We start from the raw sequence: 23,756 nt of genomic DNA on the forward strand, positions 1-23,756 counted from the left end.
TGACCGCTTTGCAATGTTGGCCGCATGCCATAGTCCACTAGGGCTGGCGCGATGCCATGCCGACGTCCTTCACAGAATGGTGCCGAGCAGTGAACGATCCTGACCAGTCCCGTACGAGCGAGAGTGAGTGGATGGCGTCAGGCTACGAAGCCTGCTACTACACAGGTGTGCTCGGCTGGGTGTGGGGTCGGGTGCACGCCGCTATGGAACGTCGATACCGCAGCCTTGCAGGGATTGGGACCGTCCTTGAGCTGGGAGCAGGACATGGTCAGCACGCGCACTTCGTCAAGCACCCTTTCGATCGCTACGTCGCCAGCGATCTTCGTGCCGAGCTGGTGCGCATACCGGAAGCAGACCCGCGGTTCCAGGTGGCCTCGGTAGATGCCTCGGACCTGTCGCAGTTCGGCGATGGCACGATTGATCGCCTCGTGGCAACCTGCTTGTTAGTACATCTGCCAGACCCCTATGCGGCGTTGGGGGAGTGGCGCAGGGTGCTCACGGACGGCGGCCACGCCACGATCTACGTGCCATGCGAGCCGAGCTGGCTCAACCGCACTGCCCGCTCAGGATTTATCTGGCCCAGAGCACGTCGCCACGGGGCCGAGGACCCAGAGTTGCTCGCCTACCAGGGCCACCAGGTGCACTATCCGGCGATGCGCACCTTTATCGACCGCACGTTTGCGGGCGACGACGTGAGCCGTACTCGCTACCCTGTTCCGGGGCTACCCTGGAACCTGTCGCTCTTCGAGATCGTGCACGTGCGCAAGATCGGCCCCCAGTCGGAGGGGAACTGACAGCGTCTCGGTCGCGACTGGAGACTACTGTTTCGACCACTACCCACTACCCACTACCCGTCAGGCTTCATTCGCTGGCTCTGCCGGCCCAGAAGCAGCATCCAGTCCGTCTTGATCGAAACACAGTCACCTCGGTGATCAAGACGGGTCGGTCAGCCCTGCCCCGTGACAATCACGTTGGCCATGGCGTAGTCGAGCTTCTCGACACATTGGCCGTCGTCCTCGCACGCGACCTGCGAACGGGTCAACCCGGAGAGCTGGTTCGGGTCGAAGTAGTCACTGGCCCGGATGAGATAGTCGATCTTCGACCAGTAGCCGTCGGCGAGGTCCGGGAGATTGACGCATGGATACTGGGTGTACTCGTAGGGTCCCACGAAGGCGCGCGCGGAGGCGAGCACGGTGTCGGCCTCCTCCTCTTCGACGATCGCGGGCTCCGACACTGCACCCCAGCCACCGACCCCCGCCGTTTCGTCCTTGATCACGACGTAGGCTTGCTCCGCCGCCTCGGGAATGGTCACTCGGTGTAGGGACCAGCGACGTTCGACAGACAGCGCAAGAGGAATTCGCTCGATGTCTTCGCCTCGGGCGGTGAAGACCACCTCGGCCGCAACGCCCTCCACAGTGCCGGCGGCGGACCACAGGCTCACCGCTTTGGCGTCGTTCACCGAGAAGGTAGGGCCACTCAGGACTCCCATCACCGCGTCCGGTGTGGCCGCGCCGGGGCGGTCAGTCCACGTCCCCCAGACGGGCACGGACCCGGCTAGTGGCCCGATTGACGTGCCAGCGATGTGGGGAAAGCCATTGAGAGCAAGAGCTCGGCCGACCCGCCGCGGCTGCGGTGACTCGGTGGGCAGCGGGGTCGCGGCCAGCGTGATCAACTCACCGTCGAGTACGCCGCAGGCATTGTCCCCAGCCAGCTGCCGCGCGTTCATGCCGGAGAAGCTCCACCCGTCCTCCCGCGCATCGAGCGCGATCCAGCAGAGGTTCACTACCAGTGGGAAGACGATCGCCACGCTCAGCATGACGGTCGATGGCCCTCGTAGGAGCCGTCGATCAGCAAGGACACCCAGGCACAGGGCCGCTGCCAGCGCGACGTACCAGACGGTCTGTCTCATCAACGCACCGAATTCCGCCCAGCTCCGGACCGATAGATCAGCGGCGCCCCAGCCACCTTGAGACCGGGTGAGGGTCAGCCCGGCCGCCAGAACGACCAAGGGAAGTAGCAATGCGCGACCTGGCAACCCTGTCACGCGACGGTCTTGGCACACCGCATGAGCTGCAAGGGCGGCGAACACGGTGGCGGGCACCGCATAGACACCCAGGTGCCAGGGCCACTTGCTCGACGTGAGCAGCAGACCTCCGATCCACAGCAGAGATGCCAGCCACAGGAGACGTTGTGCCTCGTTCGTGATGGCGACCCACGTGCCTGCCGTCAGACCTAGTGCGACTAGAAGAAGCACGGTAAAGGATCGTGCCCCCGTGGTGCCTGGGTAGAAAATTTGCTCGTAGCGCGACAGTTCTCCGAACATGCCCGTGTAGCTGTCTTGCGTGCTGAAGGCACGGGCGCCATCGAGCGTGCTTCGAAGGTCGAGTGCCAGGAATAGCGCCACAGCGCTGGTCGCGACAGCAATGAGCACGGCCGCACCATAGAGCCAGGCGGTCCGTCGGTCGATTCGTACGGCCCGCACGGCCGCCATCAGCAGCAATACGGTAGGCCCGAGGCAAACCCAGCCAGTTTGGTGCGCGGTCATGGCCAGGCCCGCGGACAGCAAGCCCGTGAGCACAGGAAACGGACCGGGGCGATGGTGCATGGACACGAGCGCAGCCAGCGTCACCACGCCACATAGCACCACGATCGGCTCCGCCCGAATGGTGGTCAGCCATGCCCCGCCGAAGGCCAAGAAGGTGGCTGCCACTGGTGGCCACCTCGATGCCTTTTCGCCGATGACAGGACTCAGCACGCGGGTGCGAAGCACCACCCAGGCGACGGTGAGGCACAACGCCATGAACAGTCGCAGATGTATGAACTCTGCGCCCATGGCCGCCAGGGCGGCCAAGACCATCTCGTGTGGGAAGCCCTGGGGCAGCCAAGCGTCTGAGGTGGCGAAGACGTTCCCGAACCAGTGGCGTTGCACGAGCAACTCGGTCCGCGCGAGAACCCACCCGTCATCCAGCAGGGCGGGGACGATGAATGTCAACCCGAGCAAGCTCAGAGCTACGGCTGCGTCGACCGGAGCCAGGTGGTGGCGAGGCAGGCGCCTGGTGCGCGCCGGTGGACGGCCGCGCTGAGCCCTGACCAACAAGACCGTGGCTGCGGTGGCGAGCGCCAGCGTCAAGAGGCCCGCCAGCGCTCTGCCCCACGACCACAACACGCCCGCGGGGCGAGTGAGGATCTCCACTCGCTGGACCCTCGGCAGGTCACCGGTGGTCAGCGTGTTGATCGTCGGAGCGGGTGTCCGCACCTCGTCGGAGTTGTCACCCGCAGTCAACGCAAGTGTCGAGGTTGAGGCCCGGTAGGCGGCGTGCACGTCGCAGGAACCCGGCGGTAACTCGACGCGCGCGGCCGGGTCGTACTGGGTGGTGCTGACCGCGACTGCACCCTGGTCGAGGGCCATCACCAGGGTGCCAGCCGTCAGAAGCGCCCCGTCGTCTCCACCCCTCACGAGGTCGCAGGTTGTGAAGACCTCGACCTCGTCGGGATAAGTACGGGTAAGAGGCAGGCTTCCGCCGTCGGCCGCGGTTGTCGGCTTCCACTCGATCTGCGCACGGTGAAAGGACGAGGGAACAAGAGCGAAGACGACGCCGGTCAGCAGGGCAGCAAGGGCGAAGAGGGCGGCTAGGCGCGTTGGCTGCGTCATAGGGTCTGGAAGTCCGGGCGGACGGTGGAGACAACGGGTGTCCGCTTGCCTGTTGCCAGCAGTGGCACCTCGTCGACGAAATGCACGTCGATCTGGCTGTCGCCGACGTAGGTACGTAGGTCTGTGAGGAGGTCGTCCCAGGCCGGCGTGGTCCAGTGTCGTCCTTGGACGATCTTCAGGGCGAAGGTGCCGTGTTCGTGCTGGACGACTTGGAAGAACTGCACGAGGTGGTCGTATTCCTTGAAGAAGTGGGCGAAGAAGGTGCCGGGGAGCCAGCGACCGTTGGCGCAGTGGACCAGCGCTTGCGTGCGGCCCTGGATCTGCCCGAGCCGGCTCAGACCGCGACCGCATTCGCAGGCCTGAGAGTTGTCGGCAGCCACGGCGAGGTCGCCGATGCGGTATCGGATCAGCGGGACCGAGAAGTTGTTGAGGTCGGTGATGACCACCTCGCCGAGCTCCCCGGGCAGCGCGGGGCGGCCCTCCTTGAGGATCTCGACGATGTAGGACTCGTCGAGGATGTGGTGGTCGTCGCCCTGGTCGCACTGGTAGGCGATCCCGGAGAACTCCCGGGCGCCATACTTGTCGAACACCTTGGCGCCGAGACCGTCCTCGATCTGTCGTCGGGTGTCGCTGGTCAGCATCTGGGCCGACGAGAGCACTGCGCGGGGCTGGAAGTTGAGCCGTCCACCTCGCTGGAGGTAGAGGGCCAGGAAGTTCAACGACTCGGCGTAGCCGTCGATCAAGACCGGTTTGATCTCCTCGAGCCGGCGCGCGAGCGAGTCGAGGCCACCGTCGGTGAGCTCGAAGGCCGGGATGAAGGTACGCCGGAGCATGGTGGCGTCGAGGCGTTCGCGGACGATCTGGGTGGGGCTCATCCCGAGCGTCTGGTGCCACAGCCGGACCTGCTTGTCACCGACGCGCCAGCCCGTCCACTCCAACGAGCGCAGTGTCGAGGCGAAGCGGATCTCGAGCTGCTGGCGGTCGACGTAGGTCACGAACGGCTGCCCGGTCGACCCGCTGGTCGCGATCTTGTGCATCTCGCGCTTGCGGTGGGTGTCGGCGAACATGTCCATGTAGAGGTTCGCGCCGACATCGGCCTTGCTCAGCATGGGCAGCTTTGTCAGGTCCTCCGGCGTCGATATGTCGCGGGGGTGCAGGCCGTGCTCGCCCATCACGCGCCGGTAGTAGGGGACGTGCGCGTAGGCGTGCCAGATCAGGCGCTGCAGTCGCCAGGACTGCAGCTCGTGCAGTTCGTCCCGGTCGAACCACTGGGTGCGGTGCAGGGTCTCGTAGATGGACTTGGTCTGAGACCGGATGAGCCAAGCGTGCATCGGCATGGATGCGAAGTAGGTGTCCAGCAGGATCTTGCGGGCGCCCCGGTAGCCGTGCGCCGGGGGTTCGCTGCGCGGCGCGGTCACGTGCATCGCTTCTACCGGGTGACGCCGGCCCCGGCCGAACTCGCCGAGGCCGCGGACCACGTCGGTCAGCACGTCGGCGTACACCTTGACCGGAGGGGTGGCGTCGAGGAACGACGTTCCGACGCGGCGGGGTTGGAACAGGGTCTCGGTCTCCGCCACGGCGTAACCCTTGGCGCGGGCGGCGACCCGGACGAAGGTCTGGGGGTAGTTGTAGTGGTGCTTGAAGTCCAAGATGTCGGCCAGGATCGACCTGGGCGCCATCACGAAACCGCTCTTGTTGTCGCGCGCGCGGTCGCCGAACATCGTATTGAGGACCAGGTTGAGCCCACGCGAGGAGACGAACCGGGCATCGCGATCCCACTCGATGGAGGATCTGAACCCTTGGACCACGTGCACGTTCTTGGTGTGTAGCTCGTCCCACAGTCGGGTTATCGCCTCGGGCGGGTTCTGCAGGTCTGCGTCGATCAGGCACACCACGTTGCCGGTCGCGGCCGCAACACCGGTGCGCCACGCCGCGAACATGCCCCCGTTGATCGGCTGGGCAATGCCACGCACCTGAGCAGGATGGTCGGCCTCGGCCTCCTTGATCGCAGCCCAGGTGCCGTCGGTGGAACCGTCGTCGACCAGGATCAGCTCGAACGCGATGCCGGCTGCGTCAAGCGCGTCGCGTGTCCGTCGAGCAAGCTCGGCGACGTTGCCTTCCTCGTTGTAGCACGGAGCGACCACCGTGAGGTCGATCGCAGTACGAGCAAGATCAGATGGGTTCACGGGACCAGACTTTCCCACGTCTTTGCCAGACCCGTGGGGAGGTTGGTGGTCACGGCCCACCCGAAGATGTCGTGGCAGCGGCTCGGATCGCCCACTCGCGCTGTGCCTGCGGTCCAGTCTGCCGGCAGCTCCTCAAAGTCGAGTCCCGTGCCGGCTACCTCCTGCATGGTCGTGGTGAGCGCGTTGATGGTTCGGGGGACGCCCGACGCGACGTTGACGATCTGTCCGGTGGCCTCGGCGCACGCGAGCCGCCACAGAGCTTCGACGGCGTCGTCGACGAAGACGTAGTCAAGCGACTGCTCGCCGTCACCGCAGATCGTGGGCGCCAAGCCAGCAGCCATGCGCTCGAAGTTGGTGACGATGACCGACTTGTAGCCGCCGTCTGCGTGCTGGCCCGGACCATAGATGAAGAAGAGCCGGGCACAGTTCCACGCGAGGCCGTGCTCGAGACCGACGGTGCGCAGCACGTGCTCACCCATCAGCTTGGACGCGCCATACAGCGTGCGGGGAAGCGGGACGTCGCTCTCGGTCATGACCTCAGGACCCAAAGCGCCGTAGGCGTAGAGGCTCGAGGTGAAGACGACCCGCTGAACCCTGGCGCGTGCGGCTGCGCCGGCCAACCGCCAGGTGGCGTTGACATTCGTGGCGAGCAGCTGCTCGGCCGACACACCGGGCGTGCGGTACTTGCGCGCCGCCAAGTGGAACACCAGATCGCACCCGTCGAGGAGGCCGTCCCAGTCCGAGTCGGACAAGTCCGCGATGTCACGCTCGACCAGCGTGCAACTCGACGGCAGCTCGGCAAGGCGGCCAGTGAACCCCGCGTCCACGACGACGACCTCGTGGCCCATGTCAGTCAGGTATCGCACCAGACGACGCCCGATGAACCCTGCCCCCCCGGTGACAAGGGTTTGCATACCAGCCTCCTTCTACCGGTCGCGTACGCTAGCACCGCTCTGCGGCCCGTGCCGCTCGTCCTCCGCCCACAAAGGACTCCGATGCGCGTCATGGTCACCGGAGCAGCCGGTTTCATCGGCAGCCACGTCACCGAACGTCTCGTCAGCCAGGGCCACACCGTGCTCGCGGTCGACTGCTTCTTGGATGAGTCATACTCCTCCGCCGCCAAGCGCAACACCTGGCAACAGATCATGGCCCTGCCCGGAGTGCACGGCCTCGAGCTCGACCTGCGCAACGAGCTACCGCCAGGTCTGCTCGAGGAGATCGACGTGGTCATCAACGAGGCCGCAATGCCTGGACTGATGCGCAGCTGGAGCGACTTCGCCCTCTACTCGACCTGCAACGTGCACGTGGTCGAACAGCTGGCCCGGGCCTGCACGCAGGCCGACGTCCACCTCGTCCAGGTGTCCACCTCTTCCGTCTACGGTCGGGATGCGGTGGGTGACGAGTCCACCCCGACCGCGCCCAACTCCCCCTACGGCGTGACGAAGCTGGCCGCTGAGGAACTGCTGCGCGCCTACAGGCGCAGCCGTGGCCTCGACTTCACGATCCTGCGCTACTTCTCCGTCTATGGTCCCCGGCAGCGTCCCGACATGGCCTACCGCCTGCTCATCGACGCTGTCGCCGAGGGCCGCGAGCTGGAGATCTTCGGTGACGGACTGCAGACCCGGACCAACACCTACGTCGGCGACTGCGCCGAGGCCACCGTCTCGGCTGCGCAGCGCCGCCCCGCCGGTGAGACCATCAACATTGCCGGACCCGAGCGGGCGACCCTGCTGGACGCGGTTCGCCACATCGAGGAACACGTGGGCCGGCCGGCCATGCTCGTCCACCGGGACCCGCGGCCCGGGGACCAGCGCCACACAGGTGGCGTGACCGGCAAGGCGGAGCGCTTGCTGGACTGGCGTCCGAAGATGAGCCTGCGCTTGGGTCTGGGGGAGCAGGTCGCTTGGCAGGCGGCGATGCGCTAGGTCGAAAGGAACAGCTGCTTCAGTCGCAGTCGGCACTCACTGCCGGCCGGTCGAGGCCGCGCCGCAGGTAGACCCGGTAGGACTCGCAGGCGATCGCCACCAGCTCGTAGTCGGTGAGCAGCTCCTCGCGGATCTCGGCGGTGCCGGTCTCCGACCACGTGTCGAGCCGCTGGAACTGCACGAACCACGCGGGCGCCTGTGGCCCGGTCAGCACCCGTTGGAGCTCGTCGAGCCGCGGGTCGAGGGTGCGCATGGGCAGCGACCACAGGTGCGGGTATGGCGACGGCAGGCCGCTGGCCCACTGGATGTCCGGGCGGCCGCCATACACGACGAGCGTGTCCTCGGGGTCGGCAGCGGCGGCGATCGCGCGGCCGGCCGCCACCTCCTGGGGGGTTGCGTCGGCATAGGTGTCGAACCACCACATAAGCGACTCCGCGCTCCTGACCACCAGGAACGCGATGAGCGCCCAGGTGGCCAGGCTGGGCAGCCGCTCCGGCAGCGCGGTGACCAGCAGACCGACGGCGAGGGTGAGCCCGGGTGCGAGCGCCAGGAGATAGGGCATCCAGAAGCTGCCGCTGAGCACCACCCCGGCCGCGTCGACGGCGAGGAGCGCGGCGACGGCGAGCGCAGGCGCCGCGCAACGCCGCAGCAGCCACGGCAGCGCCACCACGAACCACACCGCGAGCGCAGCCATGCCGCTCCCGCGGACGACGTCTCGCATCTCCTCGGCCCGGACGTCGAGCGCGTCGTTGGGCTGCGCCGCGATGACGGCAGCAGCGTCGCCGCGGAAGCCGACCACGGCGTGCCACAGCGTCGCGAGGTCGACGCCGGCCACCAGGGCCCAGCCGACGGTGGCGACGACCGGGAGCGACGCCCCGAGCGTGGCCGCTGCAGCCAGACGGATGGCGGAGCGCGCCGGGACGCGCGCCGGACCGACCAGCGTGGACCCGACGAGCAGCACGCCGCCGAAGACCAGCCCCCCGACCAGGCTCTGCTTCATGCCGACGGCCAGCACGGCCACGACACCCGCCGCGACCGCACGCCTGACTGAGCGCTCCTGCAGGGCGGCGAGGGACAGCCAGCAGGCCGCCATCACCAGCGGGATCCCGAGGTGCTCCCCCTTGGCCGAGACCGGGTCGATCTCGGCGTGGCTCACCAGGGCGGCAGCGGCGACAGCGGTCCACGCGGCCGCGGCACCGACCCGGGTCGAGCCGGCCTGCACGGCCAGGCGACGAGCGGTCAGGGCAGCCAGCAGCACGAAGGCGCCCAGCCCGAGCGCCGCGACCACCCGGAGGGCATAGGCGCCGCCGATCCGGTCGGTCAGACCGACGAGCGCGATGATCTCGGGCGCCCGGTCGACGAAGTAGGGGCCGTAGAGGCTGTCCGGTCGCGGGTCCCACGCCCGCGCCACGAGCAGGAAGCCGGCCTCGTCGGGACGGAGAGGCCACATCGCCGAGGGGAAGCGCGCCAGGACGACGGCCACCATCGCCAGCCCCACGACCACGCGTGGGACGGACAGGCGGAGGCGAGGCACCCGGTCATTGTGCCGCCTGGGGCATCAAGGGTTTTCGCGGACGAAATATGGCTGATCCGTCTCCGCAACCTCGGTGGCCGAGGGTGGACGCATGTTGTGGCGAGTGAGGACGACCCTGCCGGACCGACCGGGCGCCCTGGCGGTGCTGGCGGACGAGTGCGGGAGGTCGGGGGTCAACATCCTGGCGATGCAGGTGTTCCCCGGCGTCGAGTCCGTCACCGACGACCTGGTCCTCGAGGTGCCCTCCGACTGGCGCACGGACGACGTGGCCGCCCTGGTCGAGCGGGCCGGCGCTCGATCGGTGGTCTCGCACCCGTGCACGGAGGCGGCGCTCGTCGACCAGCCGACGCGCTACGTGGAGGCGGCGCGCTCCATCCTGAGCCAGCCTGCCCGCTTCCCCGAGGTGGTTGCGGCGCTGTTCAACGCCGGGGCCGAGGAGGAGGTGGGGTCGCAGGTCGTCAGCGACTCCATGGAGATGACGGTCGGGGACGTCTCGGTGTCGATCCACCGTCGAGCGCCCTTCACGGCGACCGAGCACGCCCGCGGCATGGCGATGGCGGGACTCGTCAGCGACGTGCTGCGGCGCAGCAGCCCGACGACCCCGTCGGGGGCGTCCGGTCGACGGCTGGGCGCGGGCGCCATACCGGACTATGCCGCCACGAGTCACGGGGTCGTGGCGACGGTGGAGGGCGCCACCGTGGGTCGGGCCGTGCTCGCCGAGCACGTGAGTCCTGGGCGGCGCCGGCTGGCCCTCGAGGTGGACCCGGGGTGGCGTCGCCGCGGCATCGGCTCGCGCCTGCTGCTGGAAGCGGCGCGGGCCGCACTGGGCCTGGGCGACGACGAGCTGGTGCTCGAGACCGGCGCGGACAACCTGGCCGTGCTCCCGATGGTCCTCGGTTCCGGGCTGCGGGGTCGGATCCGCATGTCCGGGGACGTGCTGAGCGTCCGCGTTCCACTGAGAGACCTGAAGCCCGCTCGCCACTGATCGGGCACTAGACTCCTGGGGGTGGAGATCCCCGAGAAGTTCGCCGCCCTGGGCCTGACCTACGACGACGTGCTCCTGCTGCCGGGGGAGTCCGACCTGGCGCCCGCCGACATCGACACGACGTCGCGCCTGACCCGCGGCATCTCGCTCAGGGTTCCCCTGATCAGCGCCGCGATGGACACCGTCACCGAGTCACGCATGGCCATCGCGATGGCCCGTGAGGGTGGCATCGGGGTGCTGCACCGCAACCTCTCGATCGCCGACCAGGCCTACCAGGTCGACCTGGTCAAGCGGACCCAGACCGGCATCATCTCCAACCCCGTCACCATCGGTCCCGACGCGACGCTGGAGGAGCTCGACCGCATCTGCGGAGAGTTCCGCGTCTCCGGTCTCCCCGTCGTCGATGTCGACAACCGCCTGCTCGGCATCATCACCAACCGCGACCTGCGCTTCACCCCTGTCGCTGAGTGGGCCACCACCAAGGTCAACGAGGTGATGACCGCCGAGGGCCTGATCACCGGACACGTCGGTATCAGCCGCGAGGACGCCACCGCCCTGCTGCGTGCGCACAAGCGCGAGCGACTGCCACTGATCGACCGCGACGGTCGCCTCGGCGGACTGATCACGGTCAAGGACTTCGTCAAGGGCGAGCAGTTCCCCCACGCGTCCTACGACGCAGACGGACGGCTGCTGGTCGGTGCCGCGATCGGCTACTTCGGCGACGCCTGGGAGCGTGCCACGACGCTGGTCGAGGCCGGGGTCGACGTGCTGGTCGCCGACACCGCCCACGGTCACGTCCACCTCCTCCTCGACATGGTCCGGCGACTCAAGTCGGACCCGGCGACCCGCCACGTGCAGGTCATCGGCGGCAACGTGGCGACGCGCGCGGGCGCCCAGGCCTTCGTCGACGCCGGCGCCGACGCGGTCAAGGTGGGGGTCGGGCCCGGGTCGATCTGCACGACGCGCGTGGTCACCGGGGTCGGGGTGCCCCAGGTCACCGCGATCTATGAAGCCTCCCTGGCGTGCAAGCCGGCCGGCGTGCCGGTGATCGCCGACGGCGGGATGAAGCACTCCGGTGAGATCGCCAAGGCGCTGGTCGCCGGCGCCGACTCGGTGATGCTGGGCTCGCTGCTGGCCGGCTGCGAGGAGTCGCCCGGCGAGCTGGTCTTCGTCAACGGCAAGCAGTTCAAGTCCTACCGCGGCATGGGCTCGCTCGGTGCGATGTCGAGCCGCGGCAAGAAGTCCTATTCCAAGGACCGCTACTTCCAGGCCGAGGTCACCAGCGACGACAAGATCGTCCCCGAGGGGATCGAGGGACAGGTCGCCTATCGCGGGCCGCTCGGCGCCGTTGCCCACCAGTTGATCGGCGGACTCAACCAGTCGATGTTCTACACCGGGGCGCGCACCGTGCCGGAGCTCCAGGAGCGCGGCCGCTTCGTGCGGATCACCTCGGCGTCGCTCAAGGAGAGCCACCCCCACGGCGTGCAGATGACGGTCGAGGCGCCCAACTACTCCGGCAGCTGACCACCCGCGGGTGGTGTGGTCCTGTTGCTGCTCCCACCCGCGCCTGCCACCGCCCCAGCAACCACCCGACCCCAACACCCGCGGGTGACCCATGCCCGACGCGACCGCGCGTCAGGTGCGCTGCTGCTCCGCCAGCATCTTCCTCTGGGTCCGGCGTCCCTGGGCGACCACGAGCGGGGCGGCTCGCACGGCCGCCGCGGGGAAGGTGTCGGCCAGGCGTGCCACCGCTCCACGCCAGCGCGGGACGCTGGTGACCAGGCGAGGGCGGTCGAGCACCTGCCGTACGGCGTCGACGACCTCATGGGGCTGGAGCAGCTGGCCCGAGAACGACAGGGCCGAGGCGGGGTCGTCGAGCTTGTCGTGGAGCATCGGCGTCCAGATCCCGTCGGGGCACACGCAGGAGATATCGATGTCGCGGACCCCGGCCAGGCGCAGGTCGGTGGCGGTGCTGAGGCTGAACCCGATCGCGGCGTGCTTGGAGGCGGCATAGACGGCCTCGCCCGGCACCGGCGTGAGCCCGGCGAGCGACACGACGTTGACGATGTGTCCGCCTCCATGGCCGCGCATCGCGTTGATGGCCGCGACGGTGCCCTCGATCGTGCCGAGGGCGTTGACCTCGAGCATCAGGCGACGACCGGCCGCCTCCTGCTCCCAGGCTGCCCCGTGAGGAGGACGCCGGCGTTGTTGACCCACACGTCGAGCTTCCCGGCCCGGGCCACGATGTCGTCGCAGGCGGCCACGAGCTGCGCCGCATCGCGCACGTCCAGGGCGCGTGCCACCGCACGCTCGCCCAGCTCGGCGGCGGTCGCCTCGGCGGCAGCCTGGTCGAGGTCGGTCACCAGGACGAGGTGTCCGCGGGCGACGAGCAGCCGCGCGATCTCCTTCCCGAGCCCGCGCCCCGCGCCGGTGACGACCGCGCCTGCCGGCGACGCGCTCATCGGTCGCCGCCGGTGATCTCGCCGTAGGAGATGCCGCCGTGGCAGAAGGTCGGCACCACCGGCCAGAACCGCTTCCACGGTGCCAGCTCGGTGCTGGGCAGGATCTGCAACCAGCGCGGGTCGCGACGGCACGGGTCGGCCATGACCTTCTCCTTGATCATCGAGTCGTACTGGTCGAGGGAGTCCTCGAGGGTGTTGGCGTTCGGGCAGATCTCGCGGCCGAACTGCTCGTGATAGCGACGCACGCCGGGGATCCGTGACAGCTCGGGCTGCCAGTTGTCGAGCGAGATGCCGTTCTCGGAGGAGACCCAGACCCCGTCGGGGGTGTTGACGACCAGTGAGTGGTTGCCGTCGGTGTGGCCGGGCGTCCACAGCAGCGCGATGCCGGGCCCCAGCTCGATGTCGCCGTCGAAGGTGACGAGCTTCGCCGGGTCGACGCCGCCGAGCCCGCCGTCGACGTACCACGCCCACTGCATCGGGTGAAGCGACTGCAGGGTGGCGAGCTCGCGGCTGTGGACGAGCATCCTGGCGTCGCCGAACAGTGGCTGGCGCGGCACGCTCTCGCCCTCGACCACCTCGGTCGAGCCGAGGATCATCCGCGGGTCCTGGACGTGCAGGTGGTCGAAGGTGCAGATGTCGATGTCACCCGGCGTGAGGCCGAGCTGCGCGAGCACGTCGCCCGGCTCGTTGTAGTACTTCAGGACGACCTTCTCCAGGAACCGGCCGCCCGGGACCTTGTCCATCAGGGCCTGGAGGTTGCGATAGAACGGCGCCTCGGCCGAGCCGTCGGGAACCGTCGGCTCGAAGACGAGCGTCCTCGGGGTGCCGAACCAGTCGTCGTACTGCACGACGATCATCCGGTTGATCATCGCGATCAGGGGCATGGTCGGCACCGACACCGCGTCGTGGAACGCATACTTCACCGGGTACGGCGCCGCCGCGATGTCCACCGACCTGACCGCGCGCACGGTGCCCTGCTCCTTGAACCGGGTCTTGTAGGCCGCCGCCGCGTCCCGCACCGCCTGCAGCCGCTCGCCGCGCGGCCACACGTCGTGGACGCCGTCGAACTCCGGGATCGGCCGGGCGCCGATGTCGGTCAGGGCGGTCGTGGGGGAGAGCTCGGTCGTCATGTGCACAGGGTGCGTGAGGATCGCGGTGAAAACTTGTCCTGGGACGACAAACCCTCAGCGTGGCTCCGCCGCGGTGCGGACCTGTCGCGGGCTCGCACCGTGCCAGCGCCGGACGGCATGGGAGAGCGCCGACTGCTCGCTGAACCCGAGCAGCGCTGCGACCTGGGCCATCGGCAGGTCGGTCGTGGTGAGGAAGGTGGTGGCCGCATCGCGGCGGACCTGGTCCAGGACCGCCGCGTGGCTGGTGCCCTCCTCGGCGAGCCGGCGCTGGAGGGTCCGCGGGTGCAGGGCGAGCAGCCGTGCCGTGCTGGCCAGCGTGGGAGCGGCCTCGGTCAGTCCGAGTGCCTGGGCCAGCACCCGCCGTACCTGCACCGAGACGCGGGTCGCGGGGTCGGGGTAGTGGCGAGCGAGGTGGTCGAGGGCCACCCGTCGGATCTCGTCGTCGGCGCCGGCGAAGGAGGCGTCGAGCATGCGGCGCTCGACCCGCAGGGCGGCGACCGGGGCGCCGAACCGCACGTCGACGCCGAAGAAGTCGGCATAGCGCCCCATCGGCGACAGCGGCCGGTGCGGCAGCTCGACCGAGCGGAGCCCGGCCCGGCCGCCGAGCAGCGTCAGGGCGGCCTGGTGGAACAGGCCGATCCCGAGCTCCATCGCCTGCGGGCTGTATGGCGACTCCAGCAGGTCCTTGCGGTAGGTCAGCGCGATCACGCCCTCCCAGCCACGCGGGTCCGGCTCGACACCGATGCTCAGGGCCGGACTGTGGACGAACATGAAGCGCGAGGCGCAGGCGAGCGCTTCGGCGACCGTCGACGCCGACTCGATCGCCAGCGCCAGCGGGCCGAGGATCGTCAGGTCCTGCGCGACAGCGAGGCGCAGGCCGAGGTCCGGGCAGTCCAGCTCGCGAGCGACGGTGTCGAGCATCAGGTCATGGGCGGTGATGTCGATCAGGCCGTCGTCGGACTCCGTGGCGGACGCGGGGATGTGGAAGCGGCGCAGGAACGCCTCCGGGTCGCCGCCCAGCTCGCGGACGAGCGGAGCGAAGCCGCGCAGGCTCGCTGCGCGGATCATCGGGCCCATGGTCGCAAAGGCTAGGGCCAGCTGGGGCACCGATAGGCTGCGCCAGTGACTGAGATCGAGATCGGCCGGGCCAAGCGCGCCCGTCGCGCCTACTCATTCGACGACATCGCCATCGTGCCCTCGCGGCGCACGCGCGACCCCGAGGAGGTGAGCGTCGCCTGGCAGATCGACGCCTATCGCTTCGAGATCCCGGTCATGGGAGCGCCCATGGACTCGGTGATGTCGCCGGCGACGGCGATCGCCTTCGGCAAGTTCGGCGGCCTGGGGGTCCTCAACCTCGAAGGTCTCTGGACGCGCTATGACGACCCGTCCGACCTCCTCGAGGAGGTCAGTGGGCTCCGCGGCCCCGACGCGACCCGGCGGATGCAGGAGATCTATGCCGAGCCGATCAAGGCCGAGCTGATCACCGCCCGCCTCAAGGAGGTGCGTGAGGCCGGGGTCACCGTCGCCGGGTCGCTCTCGCCGCAGCGCACCAAGGAGTTCGCCAAGGCCGTGGTGGACGCCGGCGTCGACATGTTCGTCATCCGGGGCACGACCGTCAGCGCCGAGCACGTCTCCTCGCAGAGCGAGCCGCTCAACCTCAAGGAGTTCATCTATGAGCTCGACGTCCCGGTCATCGTGGGCGGTTGTGCGACCTACCAGGCGGCCCTGCACCTGATGCGCACCGGCGCTGCGGGCGTGCTGGTCGGGTTCGGTGGGGGAGCGGCCCACACGACGCGGACGGTGCTCGGCGTCGCCGTACCCATGGCCTCCGCGGTGGCTGACGTCGCCGCCGCACGACGCGACTATCTCGACGAGTCCGGTGGGCGTTATGTCCACGTCATCGCCGACGGCTCGATCGGCCGCTCGGGTGACATCTCCAAGGCCATCGCCTGCGGCGCCGACGCGGTCATGGTCGGCTCGCCCCTGGCGCGGGCCACCGACGCGCCGGGCCGCGGCTTCCACTGGGGCGGCGAGGCCCACCACCCTGACCTGCCGCGCGGCGAGCGGGTCGAGTTCGGACCGGTCGGGACGATGACCGAGATCCTCTTCGGCCCCTCCCGGGTCGCCGACGGCACCATGAACCTGATCGGCGCGCTGCGCCGCTCGATGGCGACCACCGGCTACACCGACATCAAGGAGTTCCAGCGGGTGGAGGTCGTGATCGGGTGACCTACCAACTCAGCCCCGACCACCGCGCGAGCGCCATCGAGGCGATGCGCGCGACCGAGCTCGACGTCCTCGTCGTGGGTGGCGGCATCGTCGGGGCAGGCGCCGCACTCGACGCGGTGACCCGAGGGTTGGGCGTCGGCCTGCTCGAGCAGCGCGACCTCGCGTCCGGCACGTCGTCGCGCAGCTCCAAGCTGGTGCACGGCGGCCTGCGCTATCTCGAGATGCTCGACTTCGCCCTGGTCAAGGAGGCGCTGGAGGAGCGAGGGCTCCTCCTCACCCGGCTGGCCCCCCACCTGGTGCGACCGGTGCCGTTCCTCTATCCGCTCAAGCACGCGTGGGAGCGGCCCTACGTCGGCTCGGGTGTGGCGCTCTACGACGTGATGGCCATGACCGGCAAGTACGACATGGGCGTGCCCAAGCACAAGCACGTCTTCCGCAAGCAGCTGGCCAGGATGGCCCCGACCTGCGCACCGAGGACCTCCACGGTGCGATCCGCTACTACGACTGCCAGGTCGACGACGCGCGCCTGGTGATGACGATCGCGCGCACGGCGGCCAACAACGGTGCCCACGTGGCGACGCGCACCAAGGTCACCGGCTTCCTCCGCGAGGGAGACCAGATCGTCGGCGTGACGGCTCGTGACCTCGAGGAAGAGGTCGACTTCGAGGTCCGGGCCAGGGTCGTGATCAACGCCGCCGGGGTGTGGACCGACCAGGTGCAGGAGCTGATCGGCGGAGACGCCACCCTCGACGTCGCGGCCAGCAAGGGCATCCACCTGGTGGTGCCGCGCGACCGCATCCGCTCCGACTGCGGCTTCATCGCCAAGACCGAGAAGTCCGTGCTCTTCGTCATCCCCTGGGGCGCCTTCTGGATCATCGGCACGACCGACACCCCTTGGGACCTCGACCTGGCCCACCCGGCGGCCAGCAAGACCGACATCGACTACCTCCTCGGGCACGTCAACACGCTGCTCAAGGACCCGCTGGACCACCGCGACGTGGTGGGGGTCTATGCCGGCCTCCGGCCGCTGCTCAAGCCTGTGGTCCGCAAGGGCGAGCAGGGAGAGACGACGAAGCTCTCGCGCGAGCACACGGTCGCCAACCCGGTGCCGGGCCTGGTGCTGGTCGCCGGCGGCAAGCTCACGACCTACCGCGTGATGGCCAAGGACGCGGTCGACCACGCCATCCGTGACTTCGAGCGGGCTCCGGAGAGCATCACCGAGCGGGTGCCGCTGCTCGGTGCCTGGGGACATGAGGCGCGCACCAACCAGCGGGTCGCGCTCTCGCGCGAGTCAGGCATCGGCATCGGGATGATCGACCACCTGCTGGGTCGCTACGGCGGGCTCGTCGACGAGGTGCTCGCCCTGGTGCGCGATCGGCCGGAACTGGCCCGACCGCTCGAGGGAGCGCCCCTCTATCTCGCTGCCGAAGTCGTCTATGCCGTCTCCCACGAAGGCGCCCGACACCTCGACGACGTGCTGACGCGACGCACCCGCATCTCCATCGAGACCTTCGACCGTGGGGTCGCCTCCGCTCGCCCGGCCGCGCTCCTGATGGCCGAGGCCCTCGGCTGGGACGAGGAGAGGGTCGCCGAGGAGGTCGACCACTACCTGCGGCGCGTCGAGGCCGAACGGCAGTCCCAGCTGAAGATCACCGACCAGGAGGCCGACGAGGCGAGGGTGCAGGTCACCGACATCGTGTGACCTGGAATCGGCGTTTTACAAACGTCTTGAGTGTGTCAAGACTCGGGATGGCCCGAGCGATCCATGGCGTGGCGTGGCATGGCCGCCTAGGCTCGCAGGATGAGCGAGCCCACCCCGGCCTCCGGCCACCTTGTCGACGGTCCCTTCGACCCCGAGCACGACCCTCGAGCGAGCCTGGCCCTCGAGCCTGCGTATGTCGATAACCTGACGCGTCGGATCGTGAGCACGACGGGGGCGAGGGTCCCGGTGGAGTCGCCGCTCAACGGCCAGCCGCTGGCCCGGATCCCGCAGTCGAGCACCGACGACGTCCTCGAGGCCTCGACCCGCGCCCGGCGCGCCCAGGCCGCGTGGGCCGCGACCTCGCTCGACGAGCGGGCCGCGATCCTGCTGCGGTTCCACGACCTCGTGCTCGACCGCCAGGACGAGATCATCGACCTGATCGTGCTCGAGTCGGGCAAGGCCCGCAAGCACGCCTTCGACGAGCCGATGCACGTGGCGATGACCGCCCGCTACTACGCGCGCACCGCCCACCAGCACCTCGACACCGAGCGTCGGATCGGTGTGGTGCCGGGCCTGACGAGGGTCGAGGTCAACCACGTGCCCAAGGGCGTCGTCGGCATCATCTCGCCGTGGAACTACCCCTTCACGATGGCGGTCTGCGACGGTCTCCCGGCCCTGCTCGCCGGCAACACCGTGGTGGCGAAGCCGGACGCCCAGACGATGCTCTCGGCCCTGCTCGGTGCACAGCTGCTCGAGGAGGCGGGACTGCCCGAGGGTGTGTGGAACGTGGTCGCCGGCCCCGGTCGCGACATCGGCCCGCCGCTGATCACGGGCTCCGACTACATCTGCTTCACCGGCTCCACGGCGACCGGCAAGCTGATCGCCAAGCAGTGCGCCGACCGGCTGATCGGCGCCTCGCTCGAGCTCGGCGGCAAGAACCCCATCCTGATCCTGCGCGACGCCAGCCTCGAGAAGGCGGCCGAGGGCGCGGTCCGGGCCTGCTTCTCCAACGCCGGCCAGCTCTGCGTCTCGACCGAGCGGATGTTCGTCGCCGACCAGGTCTATGACCGGTTCGTCGAGCGCTTCGTCGCCCGCACCCAGGCGATGACGCTCGGCGCCTCGCTGGAGTGGGGCACCGACATGGGCAGCCTGATCTCCCAGGACCAGCTCGACACGGTGCAGGCACACCTCGACGACGCGGTCGCCAAGGGAGCGCGGGTGCTGGCCGGCGGCCGGGCCCGGCCCGATCTGGGTCCCTACTTCTTCGAGCCGACGATCCTCGAGGGCGTCACCCCCGAGATGACCTGCTTCGGCGACGAGACCTTCGGTCCGGTGGTCGCGCTCTACCGCTTCCACGACGAGGCAGACGCCGTCGCGCGGGCCAACGCGGGCGACTACGGCCTGAACGCCTCGATCTACACCCAGGACGGCGACCGCGGCCGGGCCATCGCGCGCCAGATCAAGTGCGGCACGGTCAACGTCAACGAGGCCTTCGGGGCCACCTTCGCCAGCATCGACGCCCCGATGGGCGGCATGCGCCAGTCGGGCATGGGCCGGCGCCAGGGCAGCGAGGGGATCCACCGCTACACCGAGACCCAGTCGGTCGCCACCCAGCGCGGGATCAGGTTCGCGCCGATGTTCGGGATGTCGGACTCGGGCTACGCCAAGATGATGACGCTCAACCTGCGTCTGCTCAAGAAGATGGGTCGCCCATGAGCACCGAGCAGCTCGACTACGACGTCCTGGTCATCGGGTCCGGCTTCGGTGGCTCGGTGACCGCGCTGCGGCTGACCGAGAAGGGCTACCGCGTGGGGGTCCTGGAGGCGGGGGCCCGCTTCGAGGACGCCGACTATCCCGCCACCTCGTTCGATGCCAAGCGCTTCCTGTTCGCGCCGGCCCTGGGGCTCTACGGCATCCAGCGCATCGACATGGTCAAGGACTGCCTGATCCTGGCCGGCGCCGGGGTGGGCGGCGGCTCGCTGGTCTATGCCAACACCCTCTACGAGCCCCTCGACGCCTTCTACCGCGATCCGTCGTGGGCGCACATCACCGACTGGAAGTCCGAGCTGGCGCCCTACTACGACCAGGCCAAGCGGATGCTGGGCGTCACCGAGACCCCCTGGCACACCCCCTCCGACGAGGTGATGCGCCAGGTGGCCGCCGAGATGGGGGTGGAGAACACGTTCCACCCGACTCCGGTCGGCGTCTTCTTCGGCCAGGCCGACCAGCAGGGCACAGCACACGCCGACCCCTACTTCGGTGGTGCCGGCCCCGAGCGCAACGCCTGCATCGGCTGCGGCGAGTGCATGACCGGGTGCCGGCACAACGCCAAGAACACCCTGGTCAAGAACTACCTCTACCTCGCCGAGCAGGCGGGCGCCGTCGTCCACCCGCTCACCACCGTCACCCGGGTCAGGCCCCGCGACGGCGGCGGCTACACCGTCGAGGCTCGCTGGACCAAGGCCAAGATGTCGCGGCGTACGGCGACGAAGAGCTTTACCGCCGGTCAGGTCGTGTTCTCCGCGGCCGCCCTCGGCACCCAGAAGCTCCTCCACCAGCTCAAGGGCGAGGGCGACCTGCCCCACGTCTCCGACCGGCTCGGGGTGCTGACCCGCACCAACTCCGAGGCGATCCTCGGCGCGCTGGCACCCGACCTGACCACCGACTACACCCAGGGCGTGGCGATCACGTCCTCCTTCCACCCCGACGAGCACACCCACATCGAGCCGGTGCGCTACGGCAAGGGCTCCAACGCGATGGCGTTCATGCAGACCGTGCTCGCGGACGAGATCCCCGGCGAGTCCCGGCTCAAGACCTGGGGCAAGGAGATGTGGGCCAAGCGCAAGCAGGTCCTCGACCTCTACGACATGAAGCACTGGTCGGAGCGCACCGTCATCGCGCTGGTGATGCAGACCTTCGACAACTCCATCACCACCATCGGGGTCAAGGGCCGACTCAGCTGGCGGATGAGCAGCAAGCAGGGTCACGGCCTGCCCAACCCCACCTACATCCCCGTCGCCTATGACGCGGTCCGCCGGATGGCGCGGGTCATCGGTGGCGAGCCCGGCGGCAACATCGGTGAGCCCTTCGAACGGCCCCTGACCGCGCACTTCATCGGGGGATGCACGATCGGTGACAGCCCCCAGACCGGCGTCGTGGACCCCTATCAGCGGATGTACGGCCACCCGGGGCTCCACATCGTCGACGGGTCGGCGATCTCGGCCAACCTGGGGGTCAACCCGTCGCTGACGATCACGGCCCAGGCCGAGCGGGCGATGGCGTTCTGGCCCAACAAGGGCGAGCCCGACACGAGGCCCGAGCTCGGGTCGGCATACGAGCAGGTGGCCCCCGTGCCCCCGGCCCGCCCCGTGGTGCCGCAGGAGGCGCCGGCGGCGCTGCGGCTGCCCATCGTGGGGGTGAGCTAGACAATTCGAAGTTTCTGCTGCGAGCGCGTAACTCCTCATGGGAGTGTTCGTTTGCACCAGTGACGGACCCGGCAGTGTTTTCTCCCTCCCAGAGGCCAGGTCCGATGCTCAGAGCGCTGTTCTGCAGTCGCTCGGGCGATCAGGGCCCGACCACACTCCCTCCCCGGTCGGGCCCTGTGCCTATTTGTGCCGGGCCAGCCCCGGGGTCGGGGGTCGCCTAGACTCACCTGTCGTGACGACACCCCCCGCCGACCACGATCTCGTCCTCGTCGTCGACTTCGGAGCCCAGTACGCCCAGCTCATCGCGCGGCGGGTTCGCGAGGCTCGCGTCTATTCCGAGATCGTTCCGCACTCGATGCCCGTGGCCGACATGCTGGCCCGCAAGCCCAAGGCGATCATCCTCAGCGGCGGCCCCTCCTCGGTGTATGCCGAGGACGCCCCCGGCATCGACACGTCGGTGTTCACGGCGGGCGTTCCCGTCTTCGGGATGTGCTACGGCTTCCAGCTGATGGCCAAGGGGCTGGGCGGCGAGGTCGCCCACACGGGAGCGCGTGAGTACGGCCGCACCCCCGTCACCGTCACCACCCCCGGCACCCTGCTCGCCGGGGTCCCCGAGTCGCACCGCGTCTGGATGTCCCACGGCGACTCGGTGGCGGCGGCACCAGCCGGCTTCACCGTCCTGGCCTCGACCGACGTCACCCCGGTCGCCGCCTTCGAGAACGTCGACCAGGGCCTCGCCGGGGTGCAGTGGCACCCCGAGGTGCTGCACACCGAGCACGGCCAGCTGGTCCTGGAGCACTTCCTCCACGAGATCGCGGGCTGCCGCCAGACCTGGACGATGGTCAACATCGTCGAGGAGCAGGTCGAGCGCATCCGCGAGCAGATCGGCGACGACGGCCGCGCCATCTGCGCGCTCTCCGGCGGGGTCGACTCCGCCGTGGCCGCAGCGATCGTGCAGCGGGCCATCGGCGACCGGCTCACCTGCGTCTACGTCGACCACGGGATGATGCGCAAGGGCGAGACCGAGCAGGTCCGCCGCGACTTCGAGGAGGTCTTCTCCGCCCTCGACGTGGTCGACGCCGAGGACCAGTTCCTCGACGCGCTCGCGGGGATCCACGACCCCGAGGAGAAGCGCAAGATCATCGGGCGCGAGTTCATCCGGACCTTCGAGGCGGCCGAGGTGCGCGTCTTCGGCGGCCTGGCCGGCGGGGATGCCACGGCGTGGCTCGTCCAGGGCACCCTCTATCCCGACGTCGTCGAGTCGGGCGGCGGTGCCGGCACCTCGACCATCAAGTCGCACCACAACGTCGGCGGCCTGCCCGACGACCTGCAGTTCGAGCTCGTCGAGCCGCTGCGAACGTTGTTCAAGGACGAGGTGCGCGCCGTCGGCGAGCAGCTCGGCCTGCCCTCGACCATGGTCTGGCGCCAGCCGTTCCCGGGCCCCGGGCTGGGGATCCGGATCATCGGCGAGGTCACCAAGGCCCGGCTCGACCTGCTCCGGGAGGCCGACGCGATCGCTCGCGAGGAGCTCACCCGCGCCGGGCTCGACCGGGAGATCTGGCAGATGCCGGTCGTGCTGCTCGCCGATGTCCGATCCGTCGGCGTACAAGGTGATGGGCGCACCTATGGTCACCCGGTCGTCCTGCGACCCGTCACGTCCGAGGACGCGATGACCGCCGACTGGGCCCGGCTGCCCTATGACGTGATGGAGCGCATCTCGACCCGGATCACCAACGAGGTCGCCGACATCAACCGGGTCACGATCGACATCACCTCCAAGCCCCCGGGCACGATCGAATGGGAGTGAGGCGAGGCCGCCTCGTCGGCAGGTCGCTCGGCGGAGCAGTCCTGCTGGTCGCTGCCGCCCTCAGCGGCTGCTCGGCGGTGGACCCCACCGTCGTCGCGGTGCTCGCGGCCGATGCCGAGTCGCAGCTCCAGCAGCCCCTCGACGCCGACGGTCTCCGGGAGCGCCTCGAGCAGAGGTGCGACGGTTGCCAGGTCGAGGTCTTCGACGCCGCCGGCGATCAACAGACCCAGGACGACCAGCTCGACCAGGCCGTGGGGGCCAGCGCCGACATCGTCGTCCTGGACCCGGTCGAACCCGAGGCGGCCGAGGAGCTCGTGGCGCGCAGCGAGGTCCCTGTGCTGGCCTACGGCACCCTCGTCCCCGGAGCGGACTGGTTCGTCGGGGTCGCCACGGCGCCATCGCCGACCACGGGCGTGGACACCGACCTCGAGGCTGCCCGCGAGGTCATCTCAGGGGACCGCGACTCGTTCACGCACCTGCCGGCGACCGAGATGAGCGACCAGGCCGCCGACGTCGCGGTGGGTGAGCTCGCGGGTCAGCCGGTCGGCGAGAGCACCGACCACGAGGGCGTGCCGTCGTGGCTGTTCGAGCCGGTGGAGGTCACGGTCAACGACCTGACGAGCGTCGTGGTGGCGACGGGTGCCATGAGCCTCGACGACCTGTGTTCAGGGCAGACCCTGGAGCGCTGCACCCGGTTCGGTCTGGTCTAGAAGGCTCCG

Annotated in this window: 16 protein-coding genes and 2 pseudogenes; 11 read left to right on the plus strand and 7 right to left on the minus strand. The window is 69.3% G+C overall.

Annotated features, from left to right (window positions below; genetic code table 11):
• Positions 1-131 precede the first annotated feature (131 nt).
• Complete coding sequence (locus G7071_RS08375) at positions 132-794, plus strand: class I SAM-dependent methyltransferase (protein ID WP_166317305.1); 663 nt, start codon at positions 132-134, stop codon at positions 792-794.
• A 152-nt stretch (positions 795-946) separates the two neighbouring features.
• Here the strand turns inward: G7071_RS08375 and G7071_RS08380 are convergent, their stop codons facing one another.
• Genes G7071_RS08380 through G7071_RS08390 form a run of 3 tightly spaced genes read right to left on the minus strand, consistent with a single transcriptional unit; the run spans position 947 to position 6,752 of the window.
• Positions 947-3,652 (minus strand): arabinosyltransferase domain-containing protein, encoded by a 2,706-nt coding sequence (locus tag G7071_RS08380; RefSeq protein WP_166317308.1) that lies wholly within the window; start codon positions 3,650-3,652, stop codon positions 947-949.
• Positions 3,649-5,838 (minus strand): glycosyltransferase, encoded by a 2,190-nt coding sequence (locus G7071_RS08385; protein ID WP_166317311.1) that lies wholly within the window; start codon positions 5,836-5,838, stop codon positions 3,649-3,651. Before G7071_RS08385 ends, G7071_RS08380 begins: the two co-directional genes overlap by 4 nt.
• Positions 5,835-6,752: an NAD-dependent epimerase/dehydratase family protein gene (locus tag G7071_RS08390; RefSeq protein WP_166317314.1), complete on the minus strand. Its 918-nt coding sequence runs from the start codon at positions 6,750-6,752 to the stop codon at positions 5,835-5,837. Before G7071_RS08390 ends, G7071_RS08385 begins: the two co-directional genes overlap by 4 nt.
• An 81-nt stretch (positions 6,753-6,833) precedes the next feature.
• Between G7071_RS08390 and G7071_RS08395 the strand changes: the two genes are divergently transcribed.
• Complete coding sequence (locus G7071_RS08395; protein ID WP_166317317.1) at positions 6,834-7,763, plus strand: NAD-dependent epimerase/dehydratase family protein; 930 nt, start codon at positions 6,834-6,836, stop codon at positions 7,761-7,763.
• Positions 7,764-7,782: 19 nt separating this feature from the next.
• Here the strand turns inward: G7071_RS08395 and G7071_RS08400 are convergent, their stop codons facing one another.
• Positions 7,783-9,297 (minus strand): hypothetical protein, encoded by a 1,515-nt coding sequence (locus G7071_RS08400; RefSeq protein ID WP_166317320.1) that lies wholly within the window; start codon positions 9,295-9,297, stop codon positions 7,783-7,785.
• A gap of 91 nt (positions 9,298-9,388) precedes the next feature.
• Between G7071_RS08400 and G7071_RS08405 the strand changes: the two genes are divergently transcribed.
• Positions 9,389-10,282 carry a GNAT family N-acetyltransferase gene (locus G7071_RS08405; protein WP_166317323.1) on the plus strand — a complete coding sequence of 298 codons (894 nt, stop codon included), beginning with the start codon at positions 9,389-9,391 and terminating at the stop codon, positions 10,280-10,282.
• 21 nt (positions 10,283-10,303) lie between these two features.
• Positions 10,304-11,806 (plus strand): IMP dehydrogenase, encoded by a 1,503-nt coding sequence (guaB, locus tag G7071_RS08410; RefSeq protein WP_166317327.1) that lies wholly within the window; start codon positions 10,304-10,306, stop codon positions 11,804-11,806.
• Positions 11,807-11,917: 111 nt separating this feature from the next.
• Here guaB and G7071_RS08415 read toward each other — a convergent pair.
• The 3 genes and pseudogenes from G7071_RS08415 to G7071_RS08425 form a co-directional block, all read right to left on the minus strand.
• Positions 11,918-12,744: pseudogene (locus tag G7071_RS08415) on the minus strand (SDR family oxidoreductase).
• On the minus strand, positions 12,741-13,874 hold the full coding sequence (locus tag G7071_RS08420; protein ID WP_166317330.1) for an MBL fold metallo-hydrolase: 1,134 nt from the start codon (positions 13,872-13,874) through the stop codon (positions 12,741-12,743). Before G7071_RS08420 ends, G7071_RS08415 begins: the two are co-directional and overlap by 4 nt.
• A gap of 54 nt (positions 13,875-13,928) precedes the next feature.
• Entirely contained in the window at positions 13,929-14,951 is a 1,023-nt protein-coding gene (locus G7071_RS08425) for an AraC family transcriptional regulator (RefSeq protein WP_166317333.1), read from the minus strand.
• Between the two features lie 45 nt (positions 14,952-14,996).
• On the opposite strand from G7071_RS08425, the gene G7071_RS08430 reads away from it, so the two are divergent.
• The 7 genes and pseudogenes from G7071_RS08430 to G7071_RS08455 all read left to right on the plus strand — a co-directional run bounded on the left by G7071_RS08430 (position 14,997) and on the right by G7071_RS08455 (position 23,747).
• Positions 14,997-16,103 (plus strand): GuaB3 family IMP dehydrogenase-related protein, encoded by a 1,107-nt coding sequence (locus G7071_RS08430; RefSeq protein ID WP_166317336.1) that lies wholly within the window; start codon positions 14,997-14,999, stop codon positions 16,101-16,103.
• A 44-nt stretch (positions 16,104-16,147) separates the two neighbouring features.
• A pseudogene (locus tag G7071_RS19835) lies at positions 16,148-17,193 on the plus strand (glycerol-3-phosphate dehydrogenase/oxidase); the annotation flags it as partial.
• A gap of 66 nt (positions 17,194-17,259) precedes the next feature.
• Positions 17,260-17,805 (plus strand): glycerol-3-phosphate dehydrogenase C-terminal domain-containing protein, encoded by a 546-nt coding sequence (locus G7071_RS19155; RefSeq protein WP_246210629.1) that lies wholly within the window; start codon positions 17,260-17,262, stop codon positions 17,803-17,805.
• Between the two features lie 99 nt (positions 17,806-17,904).
• Positions 17,905-19,521 carry a succinic semialdehyde dehydrogenase gene (locus tag G7071_RS08440; RefSeq protein WP_166317339.1) on the plus strand — a complete coding sequence of 539 codons (1,617 nt, stop codon included), beginning with the start codon at positions 17,905-17,907 and terminating at the stop codon, positions 19,519-19,521.
• Positions 19,518-21,230 (plus strand): GMC family oxidoreductase N-terminal domain-containing protein, encoded by a 1,713-nt coding sequence (locus tag G7071_RS08445; protein ID WP_166317342.1) that lies wholly within the window; start codon positions 19,518-19,520, stop codon positions 21,228-21,230. The genes G7071_RS08440 and G7071_RS08445 overlap by 4 nt, the downstream gene beginning before the upstream one ends.
• Positions 21,231-21,462: 232 nt before the next feature.
• Positions 21,463-23,037: a glutamine-hydrolyzing GMP synthase gene (gene guaA, locus G7071_RS08450; protein ID WP_206062950.1), complete on the plus strand. Its 1,575-nt coding sequence runs from the start codon at positions 21,463-21,465 to the stop codon at positions 23,035-23,037.
• Positions 23,034-23,747, plus strand: a complete 714-nt coding sequence (locus tag G7071_RS08455) for a type 1 periplasmic-binding domain-containing protein (protein WP_166317348.1) — start codon at positions 23,034-23,036, stop codon at positions 23,745-23,747. The genes guaA and G7071_RS08455 overlap by 4 nt, the downstream gene beginning before the upstream one ends.
• Positions 23,748-23,756: the final 9 nt, after the last annotated feature.

Origin of the sequence: Nocardioides piscis (assembly GCF_011300215.1) — a bacterium.
Taxonomy (GTDB): domain Bacteria; phylum Actinomycetota; class Actinomycetes; order Propionibacteriales; family Nocardioidaceae; genus Nocardioides; species Nocardioides piscis.

Bases quoted from the DNA above. Each gene is read 5' to 3' on its own strand.
- G7071_RS19155 (WP_246210629.1), top strand. From the start codon at position 17,260: ATGGCCAAGGACGCGGTCGACCACGCCATCCGTGACTTCGAGCGGGCT.
- G7071_RS08420 (WP_166317330.1), bottom strand. From the start codon at position 13,874: ATGACGACCGAGCTCTCCCCCACGACCGCCCTGACCGACATCGGCGCC.
- G7071_RS08375 (WP_166317305.1), top strand. From the start codon at position 132: ATGGCGTCAGGCTACGAAGCCTGCTACTACACAGGTGTGCTCGGCTGG.
- G7071_RS08405 (WP_166317323.1), top strand. From the start codon at position 9,389: ATGTTGTGGCGAGTGAGGACGACCCTGCCGGACCGACCGGGCGCCCTG.
- G7071_RS08445 (WP_166317342.1), top strand. From the start codon at position 19,518: ATGAGCACCGAGCAGCTCGACTACGACGTCCTGGTCATCGGGTCCGGC.
- G7071_RS08425 (WP_166317333.1), bottom strand. From the start codon at position 14,951: ATGGGCCCGATGATCCGCGCAGCGAGCCTGCGCGGCTTCGCTCCGCTC.
- G7071_RS08390 (WP_166317314.1), bottom strand. From the start codon at position 6,752: ATGCAAACCCTTGTCACCGGGGGGGCAGGGTTCATCGGGCGTCGTCTG.
- G7071_RS08440 (WP_166317339.1), top strand. From the start codon at position 17,905: ATGAGCGAGCCCACCCCGGCCTCCGGCCACCTTGTCGACGGTCCCTTC.
- G7071_RS08395 (WP_166317317.1), top strand. From the start codon at position 6,834: ATGCGCGTCATGGTCACCGGAGCAGCCGGTTTCATCGGCAGCCACGTC.
- G7071_RS08380 (WP_166317308.1), bottom strand. From the start codon at position 3,652: ATGACGCAGCCAACGCGCCTAGCCGCCCTCTTCGCCCTTGCTGCCCTG.